The sequence below is a fragment of the Agromyces sp. NPDC058484 genome (genome assembly GCF_042720415.1).
In the GTDB taxonomy this organism is placed as follows: Bacteria; Actinomycetota; Actinomycetes; order Actinomycetales; family Microbacteriaceae; genus Agromyces.
Window position 1 is genome coordinate 38,858 of sequence record NZ_JBHXMP010000006.1, and the last position, 20,945, is coordinate 59,802.

Here is a 20,945-nt window from a genome sequence, read left to right on the forward strand (position 1 = left end):
ACCCGGTGGGGGTATGCATGACCGCTCGCAACGGAGGAAGATCGATGAGTATGACCCGCGATGAGCACGAGCACGCCGGCCACGAACACCACGAACGAGCCGCAGTCGCGGATGTTCCCGCGCACGGCTCGCACGATGCGCACGACGAGCACTCGGCCCACGCCGGGCACGGCGGCCACGCCGAGCACACCGGCCACGCCGAGCACACCGGGCACACCGGTCACGGCGACCACGTCGGCCAGTTCCGCCGGCTGTTCTGGATCATGCTCGTCATCGCGGTGCCGACCATCGCGTTCAGCCCGATGTTCGCGTCGATCCTCGGCTACCAGCTGCCCGACAACCCCCTCGTCCCGTGGATCTCCCCCGTGCTCGGCACGGTCATGTACGTCTGGGGCGGCAGGCCGTTCCTCACCGGCGCCTGGTCCGACCTGAGGTCGCGTCAGCCGGGCATGATGCTCCTCATCGGGCTCGCGATCACGGTCGCGTTCTTCGCGTCGCTCGGCGCGAGTCTCGGCATCCTCGACCACATGCTCGACTTCTGGTGGGAGCTCGCGCTGCTGATCGTCATCATGCTGCTCGGCCACTGGATCGAGATGCGGTCGATCGCCGCAACCTCGTCGGCGCTCGATGCGCTCGCGTCGCTGCTGCCCGACGAAGCGGAGCGGGTGACGGATGCCGCGGACGGTCCTTCGACGGGCTCAGGGGCCGAACTGGTCGCGCCTGCCGACCTGAACGTCGGCGACGTCGTGATCGTGCGCCCCGGCGGACGCGTCCCGGCCGACGGCGAGGTCGTCGACGGCACCGCCGCCATGGACGAGTCGATGATCACCGGCGAGTCCACGACCGTGAGCCGCGGCCCGGGTGCGCACGTCGTCGCGGGCACGGTCGCGACCGACACCGCGATCCGCGTGCGGGTCTCCGCCGTCGGCGAGGACACCGCGCTCGCCGGCATCCAGCGCCTCGTCGCGCAGGCACAGGCGTCGAGCTCGCGCGCGCAGCGCCTCGCCGACCGCGCCGCGGGCTGGCTGTTCTGGTTCGCCCTCGGCGTCGCCGTGATCACGGCGATCGTCTGGACCCTGCTCGGCAGTCCCGACGACGCGGTCGTCCGCACGATCACGGTGCTCGTGATCGCCTGCCCCCATGCCCTCGGCCTCGCCATCCCGCTGGTCGTCTCGATCGCGACCGAGCGCGCGGCGCGCGGCGGCGTGCTCATCACCGACCGCCTCGCCCTCGAGACGATGCGCACGGTCGGCGCGGTGCTCTTCGACAAGACCGGCACCCTCACCAAGGGCGAGCCCGCGGTGACGGATGCCGCGGCGGCTCCCGGCCACGACCTGGCCGAGGTGCTCGGGCTCGCCGCCTCCGCCGAGGGCGACTCGGAGCACCCGCTCGCGAAGGCGATCGTGGCCGAGGCCGCGCGTCGCGGATACCCGACGCGCCCGGCGCAGGACTTCGAGGCGTCGGCGGCGATCGGCGTGCGCGCCATGGTCGACGGCCGTGCCGTGCACGTCGGCGGCCCCGGCATGCTCGAGCGCGAGGGCACGGCGCCGCTCGCGGCATCCGTCGCCTGGGCCGAGGCCGGATCGACCGTGCTGCACGTGCTCGTCGACCCTTCGACAGGCTCAGGGCAGCGCGCCGAGGTGGCCGGCGCGATCGCCCTCGCCGACGAGGTGCGGCCCGAGTCGAGAGAGGCCGTCGACGCGCTGCACGCGCTCGGTGTACAGGTCGTGATGATCACGGGCGACGCGGAGCCCGTGGCCCGCACGGTCGCCGCCGAGCTCGGCATCGACCGGGTGTTCGCGGGCGTGCGCCCCGAAGACAAGGCCGCGAAGGTGCAGGAGCTGCAGCACGAGGGCCTCAGCGTCGCGATGGTCGGCGACGGCGTGAACGACGCGCCCGCCCTCGCGCAGGCCGATGTCGGCATCGCGATCGGCGCGGGCACGGATGTCGCGATCGCCTCGGCCGGCGTCATCCTCGCGTCATCCGACCCCCGCTCGGTGATCTCGGTGATCGAGCTGTCGCGCGCGAGCTACCGCAAGATGGCGCAGAACCTCTGGTGGGCGGCGGGCTACAACCTCATCTCGGTGCCGCTCGCCGCGGGCGTGCTCGCGCCCATCGGGTTCGTGCTGCCGATGTCGGTCGGCGCGATCCTCATGTCGCTCTCGACGGTCATCGTCGCCGCCAACGCCCAGCTGCTGCGCCGGCTCGACCTGCGGCCCGAGGCGTCGACGCGCGCGGTGCTCGACCGCTCGCGCGGAACGGAACACGCGCGCCCCGCCGGTGGTCGAGCAGCGACGAAGGAGCGTATCGAGACCCAGTAGATGTGGAGCCGCTGCCGGTTCGTCGCGTTGCGGGCACGTACAGGTCGCGGGGGATCCGTGGGGCCCGGGCCCCGCGATCCGCTCAGCGGGCTTCGGGCGTCAGCTCCCGGGCGCGCCGGAGCAACGATCGGAAGGCGGCCTCGTCGAGGTCGGCGAGCGAGCCGAACGTCATGGCCGCCGAGCCGACCTTCACCTTCCCAAGCCCTGCTGCGCGGCGCTTCACGAGGTACTCGCCGTCCTCGGCGGCGTTCACGTAGACGCTGAGGTGCCGCTGCTGCTCCGCGAGGCCGATGAGGAACCACTCGACGGATGCCCCGCGCGGCCGCGGCTGGGAGATGCCGCCATACCCGACGATCCGTTGCTCGGTGCCGCCCCACATGGTGCCCTCCCAGAGCACGCGCTCGAGGCCCGCGAGCTCCTCGGAGAGGATGCGGTCGAGCGCGCGCAGGTCGTCGCCGCGCGGACCCTCGACGCCGGCGAGGAATCCGTCGACCTCGGTGTCGCTGCGTTCCATGATCGGCCTCCCGGCTTCAGGCTACGTGTTGCTCGACAGAACGTCGTCCCGAGTCGTCGCCCGCCGCGCCGCGCGACGCTCGCGCGCACCCTCGACCAGGTCGTAGAGCACGGGCAGCACGACGAGCGTGAGCGCCGTCGACGACACGAGCCCGCCGATCACGACGAGCGCCAGCGGTTGCGAGATGAACCCGCTGTGTCCGGTGATGCCGAGCGCCATCGGAAGCAGGGCGAAGATCGTCGCGAGTGCGGTCATCAGGATCGGTCGCAGTCGTCGGGATGCCCCGTGCCGCAGCGCCTCCCGCACGGTCATGCCGCGACCGCGGTACTGGTTCACGAGGTCGACGAGCACGATCGCGTTCGTCACGACGATGCCGACGAGCATGAGCACGCCCACGAGCGAGGCGACGCCGAGTGGGATGCCCGTGATGACCTGCAGCGCGATCGCGCCGGTCGCGGCGAACGGCACCGAGACGAGCAGCAGGAGCGGTTGCAGCAGCGAACGGAACGTCGCCACCATCACGATGTAGACGATGAGGATCGCCCCGAGCAGGGCCAGCCCGAGTTGCGAGAACGACTCCGCCTGGTCGGCCGAGACACCGCCGATCGACGCCGACGCGCCCGCCGGCAGGTCGGCCGCGTCGATCGCCGCCGACACCTCGGCGCTCGCCGTGCCGAGGTCGTCGTCGTTCGGCGTCGCCGTCACTGTCGCGCTGCGAAGGCCCTGCACGGTCGTGACCGACGACGGGCCGTCGGCCTCGGCGACTGTCGCGAGCGAGTCGAGCCGCACGGGACCGAACGGCGTCGGCACCTCGAGCGCCGAGAGCTCCGCGACGGTCGCGGGCGGGTTCTCGCTCGCGAGGTAGATCGTGAGCGTCTTCTCGTCGATCACCACCGAGCCCGCCGACTGCGGCTGCATGGCCGCCGAGACGACGCCGCCGAGGGCGACCTCGGAGTAACCCGCGGCTGCGGCATCCGCTCGGTTCACCTCGACCGCGATGTAGCGACGCGACTCCGAGAGGTTCGACGAGGTCTGCGAGAGCGAGTCGAGCCCGTCGAGCTCCGCCTGCACCGCGTCGGTCGCGGCCTGCAGGTCTTGCGCGTTCGAGGCGGTCACGTCGACCTCGATGTCGGTCGACGCGCCGAACCCGCTCGCCGCGGTGAGCCTGATCTCGCCCTGGTCTCCGAAGCCCCCGAGCTCCTCGCGCACCTGTGCCTGCAACGCCTCCTGGTCGGCGTCCTCGTCGGTCGTCACCCGGTACGTCACCGTCGCGCCGCCTCCGCCGCCGAGCGCCGCCGCGAGTCCGCGCCCGCCCGAGCCGATCGACGTCTGCACGGTCTCGACGCCGTCGGTGCCGCGGATCGTGCGCTCGACGGGCTTGGATGCCGCGTCCATCGCGTCGAGGCTCGTGCCGACGGGCAGCTCCTGGGTGACCTGGAACGTGTTCTGCCCCGACGAGCCGAGGAAGTTCGTCTTCATGAACGGCGTGAGCGCGATCGTGCCCCCGAGGATCAGCACGGCGACGACGATCGTGACGACGCCGTGCTTCAGCGTCCACTCGATGATCGGCAGGTAGCCCCGCTGCAGACGCGACGGGTGCTCGAGCTCGTCGACGGGGCTCGCAGAGCCTGTCGAAGCGTTCGCCCGCGGGCTCCCTTCGACGGGCTCAGGGAGCGGGGGGAGCTCGTCGACGAACGCCGCCGCCGCGGCATCCGCTGCGTCCTCGTGCTTGTGCAGCCTCGCGGGTTTCAGGAACCAGTACGCGAGCACGGGCACGATCGTGAGCGACACGAGCAGCGACGCGAGGAGCGCGATGGTGACCGTGAGCGAGAACGGGCGGAACAGCTCGCCCGTCACGCCCTCGACGAGCGCGAGGGGCAGGAACACGGCCACGGTGGTGACCGTCGACGCGGTGATCGCGCCCGCGACCTCGCGCACCGCGTGCACGATCGTCGACGCCCTGTCAGTGCCCTCGACCAGGTGGCGCTTGATGTTCTCGATGACCACGATGGAGTCGTCGACCACTCGCCCGATCGCGATCGTGAGCGCGCCGAGGGTGAGGATGTTGAGGGTGTAGTCGGCCGCCTGCAGCCCGATGAAGGTGATCAGCACCGACGTCGGGATCGAGATCGCCGTGACGAGGGTCGCCCGGATCGAGAGCAGGAACACGAGGATCACGAGCACGGCGAAGAGCAGGCCGAGCATGCCCTCGGTGGCGAGCGACTCGATCGACTGCTGGATGTAGGGGGCCTGGTCGAACACGACCGTGAACGTCGCGCCCGGGTTCGTCGTGTCGAGCGAGGACTCGAGAGAGGGCAGCAGCGCGCGCACCGCGTTCGACACCTCGACGGTGTTGGCCGCCGGCAACTTCGTGACCGAGATCGTGAGGGCCGGTTCGCCGTTCACGCGCGAGATGCTCGCGACGGGGTTGTCGGTGAGGGCGACGGATGCCACGTCGTCGATCGTCGCGGGCACGGCGCCCGCGCCGCTGGCCGAGCCCGTCGAGGCCGCTCCGAGCACCGGCAGCGCGGCGATGTCGTCGACGCTGCCGAGCACGCGGCCGGTCTGCACCGCGAACGTGGAGTCGCCCTCGGTGATGGTGCCCGCGGGCACGAGCAGGCCGTTCTGCGCCAGCGCCTGGCGGATCGCCTGCTGGGTGAGCCCTCGGGCGGCGAGCGCGGCCGGGTCGGGCGTGATGGTGACGCGCTGCCCGACGTCGCCGATGAGCGTCGCGTCCCGCACGCCGTCGAGGTCGCGGAGCTCGCCGAGCGTGGTGCGGTCGAGCTCGTCGGCGAGAGCGCTCACGTCGTCGGCGCCGGTGACCGCGACCGCGATGACCGGGAAGTCGTCGAGGCTGAGGGCGAGCACCTGCGGTTCGACGTCTTCGGGGAGCTCGCCCGCGATGCGGTTGACCGCCGAGAGCAGCTTCTGCTCGGCGAAGGCGAGGTCGGTGCCGTACGTGAAGCTCGCGGTGACGCGCGAGAGCCCGGTCGAGCTCGTCGTCGAGGTGGTCTCGAGCCCAGTGATGCCCTGGATGGCCGTCTCGATCGGCGTCGAGACATCCGTGTTCACGATGTCGGGCGAGGCGCCGGGGTAGGCGGCGACGATCGACAGCTGCGGGAACTCGATCGACGGGGCGAGCTCCTGCTTGAGGCTCGACAGCGAGATGCCGCCGAAGATCGCGACCACGACGGTGATCAGCGCGATGAGCGCTCGGTTCTTCATGCTGAGCGCGGCAAGCAGGTGCATCCCCCGATTCTGGCAGGGGCATTGGCGCCCGAAGGTCACAGGACGCAGCCGGAAATCACTACCCGGGAATGCGAAACGCGACATGCCGCGACCGGTCTGGCCGACAACGACCAATGGGGTGGAGCGATGTTGCGCCCTTCGCGCTGCTCACGCACTCGCACGTGCATATCGACCGGCGAGGAATCGAGCACTCGATCGATCATCGACTCAAAGAACTGTGAACTCCGGAGGTCCTCCGGCACTTCAGATTCGAGGACATCCGCAATTCCGAGACTGTCACCCTGTGCGCGTTCGACGTCTACGAGAATGAGGCAGGTCGCATCATACGTCGATGGATCCTTGAGTTTCCGCAACATGTCGACCGCGCGTTGCACTGTCCCCGGCTCTGCCAGGGCGGCAGCTCTCATGGCGAATACAAACCCGATCGCTGCCAGCGGGTACCGCCCTCGGAGATTCGCAGCATCGCCATACGCTTCTTCGAACCGATTTGGGAGGTTCTTGCGAAACGAGGACATCATCGTCTTGGTCGAGATCATCAGTTCGGGGCCGCGGGACCACTGCGCCATGACAACGTCTACCTGTTTCAAGTACGCCTTGCCAAGCACACGGGCATCACTGGACGCCACACCAGGTGTTCGACGGATGAGCTTCAGCAACTCTGCTCGAAGAGTCGGATTCGCACGCGCCAGTAACAAGCCAACCTCCCTCGGAAGAACCGCGGGCGCGTCGGGTCGTGGCCACACCTCATCAGGTGGAAACCCAGACCTAACGAGTTCTCTGGCGACCCAAGCATCGAGCGAAACGGCGAGTGCGCCCGAACTCCAGTCCCCACCATCCACGACGCGCTGGAGAAGAAGCTCTTCAAGCGCGGGAATGTCGGGCGAGAAGCCCTCCGACATCTTCCAAGGGGAAACGAACTCGGTCACGCCAATCATGCTCTCCTTGCGCGGCTGACGCGACGCGTCGTGTAGTCGTGGCGGGCTGCCTTTATCCGGTCGATGTCAACGACCGTCTCAAATGCTGATCGAGACACGGAGAAGACGAGCAAGTCTGCCAAGTTCTGGGCGCCCTCGATATCGCCAACTTGGATGCGCTTGTGCGCTTCAGCCAGACTCGATGCGTGACCGCTCAAGGCAGCCTTCACGAAGGCTGGCGAAACCGTCAACCATCTCGCCGCTTCAGTGGGCTCCATCTTGAGAACTCCGCCCCCATACGTTCGCCCTACGGTTTCCGCGGACAGAAGTGACATCGACGACATCGAAAGCACTGGAAGGAATTTCGCCAACGACGACCCTTCCGAGGCCAAGGCGAGGCCATGCGTGCCGTTGAGGTTCGCTACCCGAGCCGAATTCTTGACAACCCTCGGGGTGTGTCCGCTCATATACGAGACGAAGAAATCAGGCCGCGAAATCCCTGGTGTTCTCCACCAATACTGTCGAACCCTGCATTTGTAGCCATCGGGAACGCCCAGCAGCCGACCGCGGTCCATGTATCGGGCGCTCTCAGGGCTCGGCTTCTTCCCGGGCACGAGCAGAAATGCACATCGTCCGTCATCGCGCGCTCGTTCCCACGATCGGCGCGAGAAGTCGCCGACTGAGGTGATGGAGAGACCGGGCGGAAGTATCCTGACGAGTTCATGCTGCGGGATACCGAGGGCGACGACATCCTCCTGAGCCAACGTGAAGTAGGAATTGCGCCCGGTGACCGCCCCGGACGTTACTCGGCCCCATCCTCCGAGCGGCGAGAGCGCGCCCACATCTGCGAGGCGCTGCAGGTCCTGCTGTGCCGTGTCCCCTAGGAACGCACCTGTCCACTTTCCGCCGACGGGGTCTGGTGCCCAACTGGTTGTCGTGGCGCCAGAGAGCTCCTCAACGTCTCCGACCTGTCGTACCGTGAAGTGGTCGGTGCCTCCTGCATCGTTACCACCGGCAAGGAGTAAGACGACGTCGGCTTGTATCCCGTCGAATTGCAGCCGCTCGAAGGTGACCAACTCGACTGCTGTGAACCGCTCCAGCAGAAAAGCCCTGACGGGAGCCGCGTAATTCACCGAGAGCAGTTCTGCCGGGAGAACCATGCCAAGACGCCCTCCAGGCCGCAAGAACTGCGTCGCGTGCACGACGAAGGCGGCCCAGGATGAGGCGAGGCCCGACAAATTGACGCCAGCAGCGAGCGCGCGTTCGATAGCCCGTCGTCTGCCGTCTCCCGCGAACCCTTGAAAGCGGATGAACGGCGGATTTCCGATCACCGCGTCAAACGTCGGCGTGGGATCAACCGTGAAGAAGTCGGCTTCCCGAATGTCGGCAGCAACACCGAGAGATCGCGCGCGTTCGGATGCTTCGATCACTGACGGGCCATGAATATCGAAGCCGACGAACCGAGGCGGGGCACTGTCGTCTACTGATCTCCGGAGGTTCTCCGATACAGCTTGGAGAAACACGGCATCACCGCAGGAGGGTTCGAGCACTCGATCGTCCGGGCTGGTGATCGCCCAATCTGCGAGAAACGCCGCGAGCGGCAAGGGCGTAAAGAACGCGCCGCGCCCTTTACGCAGAGTTGGCGCATCGAACGCGAATGACATGCTTCGATTCTGCTCGATGCATCCGACATTGTCGGCGCGATACGCCGTCGGCTCACACGACGGAGGCGAGCAGCTCTTGCTCGGGCTCGGCGACCGGGGCGTGCGCCAGCGAATGCCACGCGCGGCTGAGGGCCTGCACCGCGGCATCCGTCGTCTCGGGGGTGTAGCAGATCGGCAGGCGGAGGAAGCGTTCGAACGCCCCGTCGACGCCGAAGCGCGGACCCGCCGCCACGATCAGGCCCTCGCGCCTGGCCGCGAGCGCGAGCTGCGAGCTCACGGGCGTGCCGAGCCCCACCCAGGTGACGATGCCGCCGTCGACGTGCGGCACGTGCCACTCGGGGATGGTGCGCGCGAGCAGGTCTTCGAGGCGGTCGCGGCCGGCGCGCAGCTGCTCGCGACGCAGCTCGAGGATCTCATCCATGCGGCCGAGGAGCCGGGTCACGAGGAGCTGTTCGAGGATGGGGGTGCCGAGGTCGCCCGGGGAGCGCACCGCGAGCAGGCGCCGGATGAGCGGCCGCTCGGCCCGGATCCACCCGACCCGGATGCCGCCCCAGGCCGTCTTGCCGACCGAGCCGATGAGCACCGCGGGGCCGTCGGCCGCCATCGGCGGGAACTCGCCGGGACGGTCGATCGAGAGCTCGGCGGTGGTCTCGTCGGCGATCACGACCGTGCCCTGGCGGGCCGCCGCGTCGAGCACACGGGCGCGCGCGGTTCGGCTCATCGAGCGGCCGGTCGGGTTCTGGAAGTCGGGAATGAGATAGGCCGCGACGGGGTTCGAGTGGCGGATGGCCTGCACGAGCGCGTCGGTCTCCTCGCGCTCGTCGCCGACGCCGTGCGGAGCGACCGGCACCGGCACGAGCCGCGCGCCCGCCGCGCGCAGGGCCTCGTAGGCGTGCGGGTAGATGGGCACCTCGGTCACGGCGCGGTCGCCGCGGCCGATGAGCGCACGCGAGAGCAGGGCGATCGCATGCTGGGCGCCGATCGTCACCATGATCTGCTCGGGCGTCGTGGGCAGCCCGCGGGCCGTGTAGCGGTCGGCGATCGCCGCACGCAGGGCTGGCGTGCCGATGGGGTCGAATCCCGCGTCGCCGAGGTACGCGGGCAGGTCGTCGACCGCCTGGCGCGCGACATCCGCAAGCCATGGCAGCGCGGGCGGGGCCGCCTTCGAGAAGTCGATGTACTCGGTCTCGAGCGGCGCGGGAAGGATCGCCGGGGCGCCGGGCAGCCGGGCGACGCTGCCGGAGCCGCGCACGCTGTGCAGCAGGCCCTGCTCGCGCAGGTGCCGATACGCGGCGGTCACGGTGGTGCGGCTCAGCGCGAGACGGGTGGCGAGATCGCGCTCGGCGGGCAGCCGGGTGTCGACGCCGATGCGACCGTCGAGGATGAGGAGCCGGATGCGCTCTGCGAGCGCCTCGTAGGCGCTGCCGGATCCCCGCCAGTCGCCGAGGAGGAGCTGGAGTGAGCGCGCGGTGAGCGCCAGGTCGGCCATAAGGCCACTTTACGCAGATTGGCTCTGTACGGGAAGGCCAATCATGGAATTGGATTGCATCATGCCCCGCACCAGTCCTCGCACCATGCTCCGTCGGATGCCCCGCCTCCCCGCCGACCCTGCTCCCGTGCTCGTCCGCCGGTTCGTGCAGCTCTTCGTCGGGCTGTTCCTCTATGGCATCGGCATGGCGCTCATCGTGCGCGGCGAGCTGGGCGTCGCCCCGTGGGACGTGCTGACGCAGGGCGTCGCGAAGCAGACCGGGCTCGGCTTCGGCCTGATCACCGTCATCACGAGCGGCGTGGTGCTGCTGCTGTGGATCCCGATCCGCCAGAAGCCCGGGTTCGGCACCGTCATGAACGCGCTGCTGGTCGGCCCCGCGGCGGATGTCGGCCTCTGGCTCATTCCGCCGGGCCTCGACCTGTGGGCGCGCGTCATCCTGCTGCCCGCCGGCATCGTCGTGCTCGCGATCGCGACCGGGCTGTACATCGGCGCGCACTTCGGCCCGGGCCCGCGCGACGGCCTCATGACGGGCCTGCACCGGCGCACCGGATGGCGCATCTGGATCGTGCGCACCGGCATCGAGCTCGTCGTGCTCGCGGTCGGCTGGCTGCTCGGCGGCAACGTCGGCATCGGCACGGTCGCCTTCGCGCTCCTGATAGGGCCGCTCTGCGGCTACACGATCCCGCTGTTCGCGATCAAGCGCGCCGAGCGAGCGGATGCCGCGGCCCCACCGCGCGACGCGCGCGACGCCGTCGCGGCATCCGCAAGCGTGCCTCCCGCGTGACGACCCTTTGCGGGTGCGTGACGACCCTGCCTCCTGCGTGACGACCCTTTGCCGGGTGGAGGACGCGTGCGAACCGTCGCGCCCCGGCAAAGGGTCGTCACGGCGGGCCGCGGCGGGCCGCGGCGGGCCGAACCTCCTACAGGTTGCGCTCGGCGTACACGGTCATCGCGTCGCGCACGAACTCGGCGCCCGCCCGGCGTGCCGTCTGCGCTGAGCCGGTCGAAGCGTAGTTGGCGCCGAAGCGCTCGTCGGCCGCGTACATCTCGGCAAGGCCGACGAAGTACGCCTTCGTCGGGCCGTCCGCGCCGCCGGGCATGCCCGGGATGCCGCGCAGCCACTCGAACTGGCGCTGCGCGAGCGCTTGCGCCTCGTCGCCCGCGGGGTCGATGCCCCGTTCGTGCGCCGCGATCCAGTCGCCATTGAGTGTCGCGAGACGCTGCTGCCACGCCGCTTTCTCGTCGGTGCTCATCGAGCGCCACCACGAGTCGCCCTTGGCGTACGCGTCCGTGCCCCAACGCTCCTCGACCTCCTCCCGGTACCGGGTGTGGTCGAAGCCGTCGAACATCTGCTCTGCCATGAGTCGTTCACCTCCCTCCAGTGCTCCGATGGTGCGTTCGACCGACGCGATCTGCAGCGCCAGCCGGTGCTCCTCCCCGCGCAGCCACTCGAGGTGCGCGCGCAGGGCGAGCGGGGCGCTCTCCTCCCGGTCGAGCACCTCCGCGATCACGGGGAGCCCGAGTCCGAGCTCGCGGAGGAGCATGATGCGCTGCAGCCGCACGAGCGCGTCGTCGTCGTAGTACCGGTACCCGTTGCCGCCGATGCGGCTCGGCGGCAGCAGGCCGATGTCGTCGTAGTGGCGGAGCGTGCGGCTCGTCGTGCCGGCGAGCTTCGCGATCTCCTGGATCGACCAGTCCATATGCCTCCCTTCTTCTCGTGATCTCCGGGGCCGGTATTGCCCCACGGATGCCACGGTAGACGTTGACGCGGCGTCAATGTCAAGCACTGGCATCCGTCGATGCTTGCGCTCGGGCGGAACGCGATATATCGTGTTGTCGAGCAGAAGACGCGATATATCGCGAGCGAGATTCCAAGAGCAGCGGATGCCGCGGCATCCGTCGCCCGCAATCGAAGGAGAGGAAGCGCAATGGCCATCGAGAAGTGGGTCATCGCACCCGGAGAGAGCCGGGTCATCGACCTCGAGCTCGTCCGCAAGCTCAAGGTCAGCCTCATCGGCGGCAAGGTCGACGTGATCGCCCACGACGAGCCCGGCGCGCGCATCGAGATCTCGGGCGTCACCGGCAGAGACCTCAAGGTCGAGATCGACGGCGACGCGCTCGAGATCGACCACCCCCAGTTGCGCTGGGACAACTTCATCGACGCGTTCAAGGGCTTCATCGGCAACGCGAAGGCCGAGGTCTCGATCCTCGCGCCGCGCCACGTCGCGCTGAAGCTCGGCATGGTCTCGGGCGACGCGCTCGTCTCGGGATTCGAGACCGACGCGAAGCTCAGCACCGTCTCGGGCGACGTGGTGCTCGACAACCACTCGGGCGACGTCGAACTCTCGAGCGTCTCGGGCGAGATGTCGGCAGGCGACCACACCGGCCGCATCACGGCGCACTCGGTGTCGGGCGACATCGTGGCGACCGGCGACATCGTCGCGTTCAACGCCGACACGGTCTCGGGCAACATGATCGTCGATGCCTACGGGACTCCCGGCCGCATCGACTCCAACACGGTCTCTGGCGACCTCACCGTGCGCTTCGAGCAGGGCTCGGGGGCGCGCTACCGCATCAACACCGTCGGCGGCACCGTGCTGCTCGACGACATGACGATCAAGGGCATGCTCGGCAAGGGCTTCGAGCGCGTCGTCGGCGAGCTGGCCGGCACCTGGCTCGACCTCGGCGCGAACAGCGTGTCGGGCAGCATCTCGATCATGCGGCGCGAGTCTCGGGCGAACGCGGGCACGACGGCGTTCCCTGAGCCTGCCGAAGGGACCGCGGCGTTCCCTGAGCCCGCCGAAGGGACCGCGGCGTTCCCTGAGCCTGCCGAAGGGGCCGCCGCCGGCGCCGGCGCGAACGGCAACGGGGCGTCGGCATGACTCCACCCGTCTTCGCCCACGGCAACCTGCGCCTGTACCTGCTCGCGCTCCTCGACGAGCGCCCGCGCCACGGTTACGAGCTGATCCAGGCGCTGTCCGACCGCTTCGGCGGCACCTACAGCCCGAGCGCCGGCACGATCTATCCGCGCCTGGCGAAACTCGAGGAGGAGGGGCTCGTCACCAAGTCCACCGACGGCCGCAAGACCGTCTACGAGATCACGGATGCCGGTCGCGCCGAGCTCGAGGCCAGGCGCCCCGAGCTCGACGCGATCGAAGACGACCTCACCGACTCCGTGCGCCGTCTCGCCGACGGAGTGCGCGCCGAGGTCAACGACGCGATGCGCACGCTCCGCGCCGAGCTCGCGAGCGCCGCCCGTGAGGCGAAGCGCGCGGCGACCCGCACGCCGGCGAGCGCCGCGGGTGGCACGGGCGCCACAGGCGCGGGCGCCACAGGCGGCACGGGCGCGGCATCCGGCGAGTCCATCCGTGCCGTGCACGAGGCCGACCTCGTGATCAACGAGTTCCGCCAGCAGCTGCGCACCGACCTGCGCACCCGGGCCCACCACGGCCGCGTGACCGCCGAGTCGGTCTCACTGCTCAGGGCCCGCCTCGCCCAGGTGCGCGCCGACGTGCTCGCCACGCTCGCTGAGCGCTGAATGCTGAGCGCTCAGCGGTGAACGTCTCACATCAGCTCGATGCGTGGCAGAACGAAGGGTGCCCTGTTGAGCAATCCGCTGTGCAGGATGAGAGGCCAGATGACCTCGCATACAAGGCCATCTGGCCTCTCATCCTGTCATCGTGGTCTCCCTCTGTGCGACCGATCCGCGCGATCCCAACGACGTCACCTTGCGCGCCGAACGTCGGCGGCTCGTGCTTCGATGAACGCATGACCGACGTCGAACTCAGGCCATGGTCCGCCGACGACCTCGACCTGCTTCGGCGGGCGAACACGCCCGAACTGATGGACCAGCTCGGCGGCATCGAGACCGATGCCCAGGTCGTTGCGCGACACGAGCGCTACCTGCGCCTGCAGCGCGAAGGCACCGGGTTCCAGTTCCGCATCGTGATCGCGGGGCATCCCGAGGGCGTCGGCATCGTCGGCTACTGGCATCGCGACGAAGGCGGGCAGGCGACCCTCGAGGCGGGCTGGTCGGTCGAAGCGGCGTATCGCGGTCGCGGCATCGCGCCGGCAGCCGTGGTCGCGATGCTCGAACAGGTCCGCGCCGCCGGCGAAACCCTTCCGGTGCACGCGTATCCGCGCGTCGACAACCCCGCGTCGAACGCCGTGTGCCGCAAGGCGGGCTTCACACTCCTCGGCGAGGTGGACTTCGAAGTCGCGCCGGGCCGTGTGCTTCACACGAACGACTGGGTCGCCCGGCTCGCGCGAGCCGCGGCATCCGCTCGCCTGACTTGACTTGCGCCGCGGCGGGTGTAGTGTCATCCGCCGTGACGAATGAAGTCGGCGAGCCGCCGGCAGAGCTGAAGTCGCCGAAGCACTGGATCATCGGCGACCCGCTGCCCACCGAGAAACTCGAGGGGCAGCTCCTCCCGAAGCGCTTCGCACTGCCGATCTTCGCGAGCGACCCGCTCTCCTCCGTGGCGTACGCGCCGCAGGAGCTGCTGATGATCCTGACCATCGGCGGCCTCGCCTTCCTGACCTTCGCGCCGTGGGTCGCGCTCGCGGTCATCGTGCTGCTCGTCACGGTGGTGGCGAGCTACCGCCAGCTCATCCGCGCCTACCCGTCGGGCGGCGGCGACTACGAGGTGGCGCACCGCAACCTCGGCGAGAAGGCCGGCCTCGTCGTGGCATCCGCCCTGCTCGTCGACTACGTCATGACGGTCGTGGTCTCGGTGGCGTCGGGCGTCGACAACATCATCTCCGCGATCCCCGAGCTGAACCCGTTCCGCGTCGAGCTCGCGGTGCTCTTCGTCATCATCCTGGCCGCCGTGAACCTCCGCGGCGTGAGCGAGTCGTCGAAGACGTTCGCGGTGCCCACCTACCTGTTCATCGGCAGCGTCTTCGTCATGATCGTCGTGGGGCTCACCCGCACGGTGCTCGGCGACCCGCCGGTGGCCGAATCGGCCGGGTTCGAGGTGCAGGCCGAGTCGCTCACCCAGGCGGCGATCATCCTGCTCCTGCTCCGTTCCTTCGCGAGCGGATGCTCCGCGCTCACCGGCGTCGAGGCGATCTCGAACGGCGTCCCCGCGTTCCGCCTCCCGAAGGTGCGGAACGCGCAGGCGACGCTCGTGCTCATGGGCGGCATCGCGATCATCCTGTTCGCCGGCCTCACCGCGCTCGCACTCATCGCGAACGTGCACTATGCCGAGGACCCGTGCCATCTCATCGGCTGGACCGAGTGCGCCACCGAGCCGCAGAAGAGCCTCATCGCACAGGTCGCGGCGGCGACGTTCGGCGACGCGACGGTGTTCTTCTACGTCATCCAGGCGGCGACGGCGCTCGTGCTCCTCCTCGCGGCGAACACGGCGTTCAACGGGTTCCCGCTGCTCGGGTCGGTGCTCGCCCGCGACGGCTACGCGCCGAAGTCGCTCTCGACCCGCGGCGACCGGCTGATCTACTCGAACGGCGTCGTGATCCTCGCGCTCGCGGCATCCGTCATCCTCGTCATCTTCCAGGCGAACCTCACGGTGCTGATCCAGCTCTACATCATCGGCGTGTTCGTCTCGTTCACCCTCGGCCAGACGGGAATGGTGCGGCACTGGCTACGCGCGCTGCGCACTCCTCAACGAACGAGGTCGCCCAGAGCGCAGGCGGATGCCGCGGGCGATCGGCCGCTCACGCGAGGCGCGATCTGGCGGGCCCTCGTCATCAACGCGGTGGGCGCCGCGATGACCGCGGTCGTGCTCATCGTCGTCACGGTCACGAAGTTCACGCACGGCGCATGGATCGTGTTCGTGCTGATGCCGGTGCTCTTCACGCTCATGCTCGGCGTGAACCGCTACTACCGCGACGTGGAGCGGGAGATCGAGGTCGACCCGACGACGACGTTCGGCTCAGCCGGCGACCACGCGATCGTGTTGGTGGGCCGCATGCAGAAGCCGACGCTGAAGGCCCTCGACTACGCGATCGCCGCACGCCACGACTCGCTCGAAGCAGTGCACGTCTCGCTCGACGACGACGAGACGAAGCGCCTCAAGAAGGGCTGGGTCAAGCAGAACATCCACGTGAAGCTGCGCATCCTGTCGTCGCCGTACCGCGACCTCAGCCATCCGCTCATCCAGTACATCAAGGCGCGGCGCGAGGAGCACGGCGCCGAGGTCGTCACGGTGTACATGCCGCAGTACATCGTCGGCCACTGGTGGGAGAACCTCCTGCACAACCACAAGGCACGGCGCATCCGGCAGAAGCTCATGCTCGTGCACGGCGTGACGGTGGCCCTGGTGCCGTGGCTGCTCGACTCGTCCGACCTCATCTACGGCCGGCGTTCACGCCCGCTGCCCGGCCAGGATCGCCGCGGCGAACCCGTGCGACCCGTGCCGCGTCGGCCCATCGTCGAGAAGACCCCGACCAAGCGCGGCAGGTAGGCCGAATCCGCCCCGGTGAGCGCCCGGTGAGCGCCCGCGGAAGCGCGAAGCTACAGCATCGCCATGATCTGGCGCGCGATCATGCGGCCCGCCCGGTTCGCACCGATCGTCGACGCCTGCGGCCCGTACCCCGCGAGGAAGATGCGCGGGTCGCTCCACGCCGCGCCCTGACCCACCGTGACGCCGCCCGCCTTCTCGCGCAGCCTCAGCGGCGACAGGTGCCGCAGCTCCGGACGGAAGCCCGTGGCCCAGATGATGACGTCGGCCCGGGCCATGCCGCCGCCCTCGTCGCCGCGCCAGACGACGCGGTCGGCCTCGATGCGATCGAACACGGGGCGCGCCACGAGGAGCCCGCGCTCGATGCCCGCCGCGATGCGCCGGCTCTTCGGCACGCCGGTTCCGCTCACGATGGAGGGCAGCGCGCGGCCCGAGCGGGCCGCCTCGTCCTGCTTGGCGACGGCGGCGGATGCCCCTTCGAGATCGAGCTCCTGCCGGTCGAGCCAGTCGATCGGACGGCGCGAGACCCACGTGAGCCCGGCCGCGACATCCTCGAGCTCGAGCATGAAGCCGATCGCGGAGGTGCCGCCGCCGACGACCACCACGTGCTTGTCGCGGAAGTCCTCCGCGTCGGTGTAGTCGGAGGTGTGCACGTGACGGCCTTCGAACTCGGCCATGCCGGGGTAGAAGGGCACGAACGGCGAGCCCCACGTGCCCGTCGCGTTCACGAGGAACTGCGTCGCGATGCGGTGCCGCGGTGCAGCAGGAGGCCCTGGTTCCTCGAAGGTCTTCCGCCGCCGGCCGAACAGACCGCGCGCCTTCTGCTCCTCCGGCTCCTGGATCGACTGCGGGGCGAGGTCTTCGGATTCGACGACGAGGTCGATGCCCTCGTTCGCCACGGTCCGCACGTTCATCGGGCGGCGCACGCGCAGGTCGAAGTGCTGCTCGAACCGGCCGTAGTAGTCGGCGACGACCGCCTTCGCCGGCAGGGCGCGGTCGGCGGTGTCGAAGCTGAGGCCGAGCTCGGCCATGCCGGGAAGGTCGTTGACTCGGTGAGCGGTGCCGAGTCGAAGCGACGACCAACGGTGCTGCCAGGCCCCGCCCGGCGCCGGAGCACGGTCGAGCATCACGAAGTCCTCGTCGGCGACGAGCTCGAACCGGCGCAGATAGTAGGCGACCGACAGACCGGCCTGCCCGGCGCCGATCACCACGACCTTCACGCGTTCAGGGCTCGTCATCACCCGTCAATCTCAACATGGGTTGCTGGATGCGCGCACCACGCCATCCGTGCGGAAACGGGGGCCTCACGGGACTTGTGCATGGCTCCTGTCAGGGCTGTCGGCGATGCTAAACTGGCAGTCGGACGAATTTCATTTATCAGATGAGCGCCGGGTGAAGACCATCCCACCCGGCCAGATGTCGTAAGGGGGTCACGCATGGGGCGCGGCCGTCAGAAAGCCAAGCACACCAAGGTCGCTCGGGAGCTGAAGTACTTCAGCCCGAACACCGACTACAACGCGCTTGAGCGCGAGCTCACCGGCTCGCAGCATGACGAGTACACCGACGAAGCGTCGAAGTGGGCCGAGTACGCCGACGACGACGACAGCTACGTCACGGGCGACGAACAGCGCGCGTAGTCGCCGGCGAGCGTCGCCGACTCCGAGGCGGCGGCATCCGCGTGACGAACACAGGATGAGCGGCCGATCATCTGCCCCACGGCGCCCATCCTCGCTCTGGTCCTGTAATCGCGTGAGTGCGGGGCGGCGCACCACTTCACGCGGGGCGCGACTGATCACGGTGTGGTCGACCGCCACACCGCGACCGTCTCGACGAACCGCTCGAGTTCGGCGAGCGATCCCGAGGGGGTGATCGCCCGCAGCACGACCTCGTCGACCACGTCGAAGGCGGCGAGGCCGGCCGCGTCGTCGAGCGTCGCGTCGATCGCGCTGATGCCGAGCCGCTCGAAGTTGGCCGCGTACGACGGCACCGTCGAGTACCGTGCGGCCTCGCGCTCCAGCACCGTTCGCGCGTCGGGCTCGGCGATCGTGCGCACGTAGAGCACCGCCCGCAGCGCGGGAGCTACGGCCGCGGACGCCGCGCTGCGCAACTCCGCGTCCGCATCGGCCGCAGCCTCCGGCGTGAGCCAGTTGAGCAGCACGCCGTCGGCACGCTCGGCGGCGAGCCGTCGCATCTTCGGCCCGAGGGCGCCGACGACGATCGCGGCATCCGTCACGGCACGCAACGTCGCGATGCCGTCGCGCACGAGGGCGAGCGGGTGCGCGGCGGCGCCCGAGCCGATGCCGAGCGTCATTCGGTCGGTCGGCAGCCCGTGCAGGTCGAGCGTGCCGGCCGGCCGGCGGTCGAGCGGGATCACCCCCGTCGCGAGCCCGAGCTCCTCCGAGGCGTCGCCCGCGACGCGAAGGCCGTCGAGGGAGTCGCCACCGGGCACGTCGTTGATCCACAGCGTCGAGAAGCCGAGAATCTCGATGCGCGGCGCGAGCGCACGGATCACGTCGGCGTCCGTCGTGCCCGTGAGGCCGATCGAGACTGCGGCGCGCATCGTTCAGCCCGCGAACGACCCGACGAGCCGCACGGCGCCCCCGTCGACGCCCTTCGCGCCCTGCTCGAACCCGTTGAGATCCCGGTCGCCGATGGTCACCGTGCCGGCCTGCCAGGCAGGCAGCCCGAGGGCGTCGAGTTCGGCGACGACGGATGCCGCGGCATCCGCTGCGACGACGGCGAAGAAGCCGATGCCGAGATTCCAGGTGCCCTCGGCGCTCTGGAGGGAGGTGCCCGCGAGATCGCTCAACACCCGGAACACGGGCGCCGGCGACCAGGTCGACCGGTCGAGCTCGACCCACGAGCCGCGCGGCAGCACGCGCGCGAGGTTCGCCGCGATGCCGCCGCCCGTCACGTGCGAGAGCGAGTGCACGGTTGCCCCGATCCGCTCGTTCCCGAGCAGCTCGACGAGCGGGCCCGAGTACAGCCGCGTCGGCTCGAGGAGCGCCTCGCCCCACGTCGTGCCGAGGTCGGCCGCGGCATCCGCATACCCGATGCGCCTGCCTGCGAGGATGTGCCGCACGAGTGAGAACCCGTTCGAGTGCAGCCCGCTCGAAGCGATCGCGATCACGGCGTCGCCGCCCTGCACACGCTCGGCGCCGAGCAGCCGGTCGGCCTCGACGACGCCCACCGCGGCGCCCGCGACGTCGTAGTCGTCGGCGCCCATGAGTCCAGGGTGCTCCGCGGTCTCGCCGCCGACGAGGGCCGTGCCGGTCTCGGCGCACGCACGGGCGATGCCCGTGACGATCGTGGCGATGCGCTCGGGCACCACCTTGCCGCACGCGATGTAGTCGGTCATGAAGAGCGGCTTCGCGCCGACCACGACGATGTCGTCGACGACCATGCCCACCAGGTCCTGCCCGATGGTGTCGTGCTTGTCGAGGGCCTGCGCGATGGCGATCTTGGTGCCGACGCCGTCGGTCGACGTGGCCAGCAGCGGGCGCTCGTAGTCCTTCGCGAACGAGAGGTCGAAGAGGCCCGCGAAGCCGCCGACACCCCCGAGCACCTTCGGACCGTGTGTCGCGGCGACCGCCTCCTTCATGAGTTCGACGGCGAGGTCGCCCGCCCGGGTGTCGACTCCGGCGGCGGCATAGGACGAGTTCGCGTCGGTCACCCGTCAAGCGTACCCGCGGCCCGCGCGGCGAACCGTGCCCCGTGGCATCCGCTGGACTAAAATGAGGGCATGCAGGCGGGGGGAACGCCGTCGTGGGTGATTCGCGAGAACGCGAGTCGCCCGGTGCTTCTCGCCCTCTACCTGCGCGAGGTGCTTGCGATCTCCTCGCCGGTCGAACTTCCCCGGCTCCGCGACGTCGGCGCGGTCGGCGCGCGGCTCGAGATGGACCAGCACGACCTGCTCGAGCGGCAGTGGCGCGCGTGGTGGGCGATGACCGTCGAGCCCGAGGCGCATCCGTCGCCGGTGCCGCTCGAACTCGTCGACGCCTACGAGACGGATGTCGCGCTGCCGGTGTCGGAGGCAGAGGTGCTCGCCGCGGCGATCGTGCCGCACGCCGAGGCCGCCCGCGCGTGGGCCGAGTGGGCGCACCAGGGCTACCGCACGGCCTCGGCCTCGCGACGCGGCGACTCGTACCGCGCCTACGCCGGCACCATCGCCGAGCACGAACGCGAGGTCGGCCGGCGGGCGCACTCGTTCGAGCTGAACGTCGAGGTCGTGCCGTTCGCCGCGCAGGGCGTCTGGTGGATCGGCGCCATGACCGTCGCGGTCACCGACTCGCTGCGCTCCGACGCCTCCGCGTTCGACGACGCCATCCACCCCATCATCGCCGAGCTCGCATGATCGACCGGTCGCCGACCC

The 20,945-nt window shown here is 69.7% G+C and carries 17 protein-coding genes; 8 read left to right on the forward strand and 9 right to left on the reverse strand.

The genetic code is table 11. The annotated features are described in order from the left end of the window. The first annotated feature begins 50 nt into the window (after positions 1–50). Positions 51–2,321: a heavy metal translocating P-type ATPase gene (locus tag ACFWN7_RS06650; RefSeq protein ID WP_376938111.1), complete on the forward strand. Its 2,271-nt coding sequence runs from the start codon at positions 51–53 to the stop codon at positions 2,319–2,321. 82 nt (positions 2,322–2,403) lie between these two features. Here the strand turns inward: ACFWN7_RS06650 and ACFWN7_RS06655 are convergent, their stop codons facing one another. The 5 genes from ACFWN7_RS06655 to ACFWN7_RS06675 are packed head-to-tail and all read right to left on the reverse strand — an operon-like array spanning position 2,404 to position 10,151. Beyond that, on the reverse strand, positions 2,404–2,835 hold the full coding sequence (locus ACFWN7_RS06655) for a hypothetical protein (protein WP_376937969.1): 432 nt from the start codon (positions 2,833–2,835) through the stop codon (positions 2,404–2,406). Between the two features lie 21 nt (positions 2,836–2,856). Further along, complete coding sequence (locus tag ACFWN7_RS06660; RefSeq protein WP_376937970.1) at positions 2,857–6,084, reverse strand: efflux RND transporter permease subunit; 3,228 nt, start codon at positions 6,082–6,084, stop codon at positions 2,857–2,859. A 35-nt stretch (positions 6,085–6,119) separates the two neighbouring features. Continuing rightward, the gene (locus ACFWN7_RS06665; protein WP_376937972.1) at positions 6,120–7,010 is read right to left on the reverse strand and encodes a hypothetical protein; all 891 of its coding nucleotides are present in this window, start codon (positions 7,008–7,010) and stop codon (positions 6,120–6,122) included. Between the two features lie 5 nt (positions 7,011–7,015). Next, positions 7,016–8,662, reverse strand: a complete 1,647-nt coding sequence (locus ACFWN7_RS06670) for an Eco57I restriction-modification methylase domain-containing protein (RefSeq protein WP_376937973.1) — start codon at positions 8,660–8,662, stop codon at positions 7,016–7,018. Between the two features lie 52 nt (positions 8,663–8,714). Further along, positions 8,715–10,151, reverse strand: coding sequence for a PLP-dependent aminotransferase family protein (locus tag ACFWN7_RS06675; RefSeq protein ID WP_376937974.1), 1,437 nt, complete (start codon positions 10,149–10,151; stop codon positions 8,715–8,717). A gap of 97 nt (positions 10,152–10,248) precedes the next feature. Between ACFWN7_RS06675 and ACFWN7_RS06680 the strand changes: the two genes are divergently transcribed. Then, the gene (locus ACFWN7_RS06680) at positions 10,249–10,935 is read left to right on the forward strand and encodes a YitT family protein (protein ID WP_376937976.1); all 687 of its coding nucleotides are present in this window, start codon (positions 10,249–10,251) and stop codon (positions 10,933–10,935) included. Between the two features lie 136 nt (positions 10,936–11,071). Here ACFWN7_RS06680 and ACFWN7_RS06685 read toward each other — a convergent pair whose 3' ends face one another. Further along, entirely contained in the window at positions 11,072–11,851 is a 780-nt protein-coding gene (locus tag ACFWN7_RS06685; RefSeq protein WP_376937977.1) for a MerR family transcriptional regulator, read from the reverse strand. 228 nt (positions 11,852–12,079) lie between these two features. On the opposite strand from ACFWN7_RS06685, the gene ACFWN7_RS06690 reads away from it, so the two are divergent. From ACFWN7_RS06690 to ACFWN7_RS06705, 4 genes are all read left to right on the forward strand, one after another. After that, a complete protein-coding gene (locus ACFWN7_RS06690; protein WP_376937979.1) occupies positions 12,080–13,033 on the forward strand; it encodes a DUF4097 domain-containing protein in 954 nt (317 codons plus the stop codon). Next, positions 13,030–13,689, forward strand: coding sequence for a PadR family transcriptional regulator (locus tag ACFWN7_RS06695; protein WP_376937980.1), 660 nt, complete (start codon positions 13,030–13,032; stop codon positions 13,687–13,689). The genes ACFWN7_RS06690 and ACFWN7_RS06695 overlap by 4 nt, the downstream gene beginning before the upstream one ends. 230 nt (positions 13,690–13,919) lie before the next feature. Continuing rightward, positions 13,920–14,447 (forward strand): GNAT family N-acetyltransferase, encoded by a 528-nt coding sequence (locus ACFWN7_RS06700; protein ID WP_376937982.1) that lies wholly within the window; start codon positions 13,920–13,922, stop codon positions 14,445–14,447. A gap of 32 nt (positions 14,448–14,479) precedes the next feature. Beyond that, positions 14,480–16,576, forward strand: coding sequence for an APC family permease (locus ACFWN7_RS06705; RefSeq protein ID WP_376937984.1), 2,097 nt, complete (start codon positions 14,480–14,482; stop codon positions 16,574–16,576). Between the two features lie 50 nt (positions 16,577–16,626). On the opposite strand, the gene ACFWN7_RS06710 is transcribed toward ACFWN7_RS06705, so the two are convergent. After that, on the reverse strand, positions 16,627–17,811 hold the full coding sequence (locus tag ACFWN7_RS06710) for an NAD(P)-binding domain-containing protein (RefSeq protein WP_376937985.1): 1,185 nt from the start codon (positions 17,809–17,811) through the stop codon (positions 16,627–16,629). A 198-nt stretch (positions 17,812–18,009) separates the two neighbouring features. Between ACFWN7_RS06710 and ACFWN7_RS06715 the strand changes: the two genes are divergently transcribed. Beyond that, complete coding sequence (locus tag ACFWN7_RS06715) at positions 18,010–18,210, forward strand: DUF3073 domain-containing protein (protein ID WP_376937986.1); 201 nt, start codon at positions 18,010–18,012, stop codon at positions 18,208–18,210. A gap of 155 nt (positions 18,211–18,365) precedes the next feature. Here ACFWN7_RS06715 and ACFWN7_RS06720 read toward each other — a convergent pair whose 3' ends face one another. After that, entirely contained in the window at positions 18,366–19,133 is a 768-nt protein-coding gene (locus ACFWN7_RS06720) for an LLM class flavin-dependent oxidoreductase (RefSeq protein ID WP_376937987.1), read from the reverse strand. 3 nt (positions 19,134–19,136) lie between these two features. Then, positions 19,137–20,246 carry a phosphoribosylformylglycinamidine cyclo-ligase gene (gene purM, locus ACFWN7_RS06725; RefSeq protein WP_376937988.1) on the reverse strand — a complete coding sequence of 370 codons (1,110 nt, stop codon included), beginning with the start codon at positions 20,244–20,246 and terminating at the stop codon, positions 19,137–19,139. 69 nt (positions 20,247–20,315) lie between these two features. On the opposite strand from purM, the gene ACFWN7_RS06730 reads away from it, so the two are divergent. Further along, positions 20,316–20,927 carry a zinc-binding alcohol dehydrogenase gene (locus ACFWN7_RS06730; RefSeq protein WP_376937989.1) on the forward strand — a complete coding sequence of 204 codons (612 nt, stop codon included), beginning with the start codon at positions 20,316–20,318 and terminating at the stop codon, positions 20,925–20,927. Positions 20,928–20,945 lie beyond the last annotated feature (18 nt).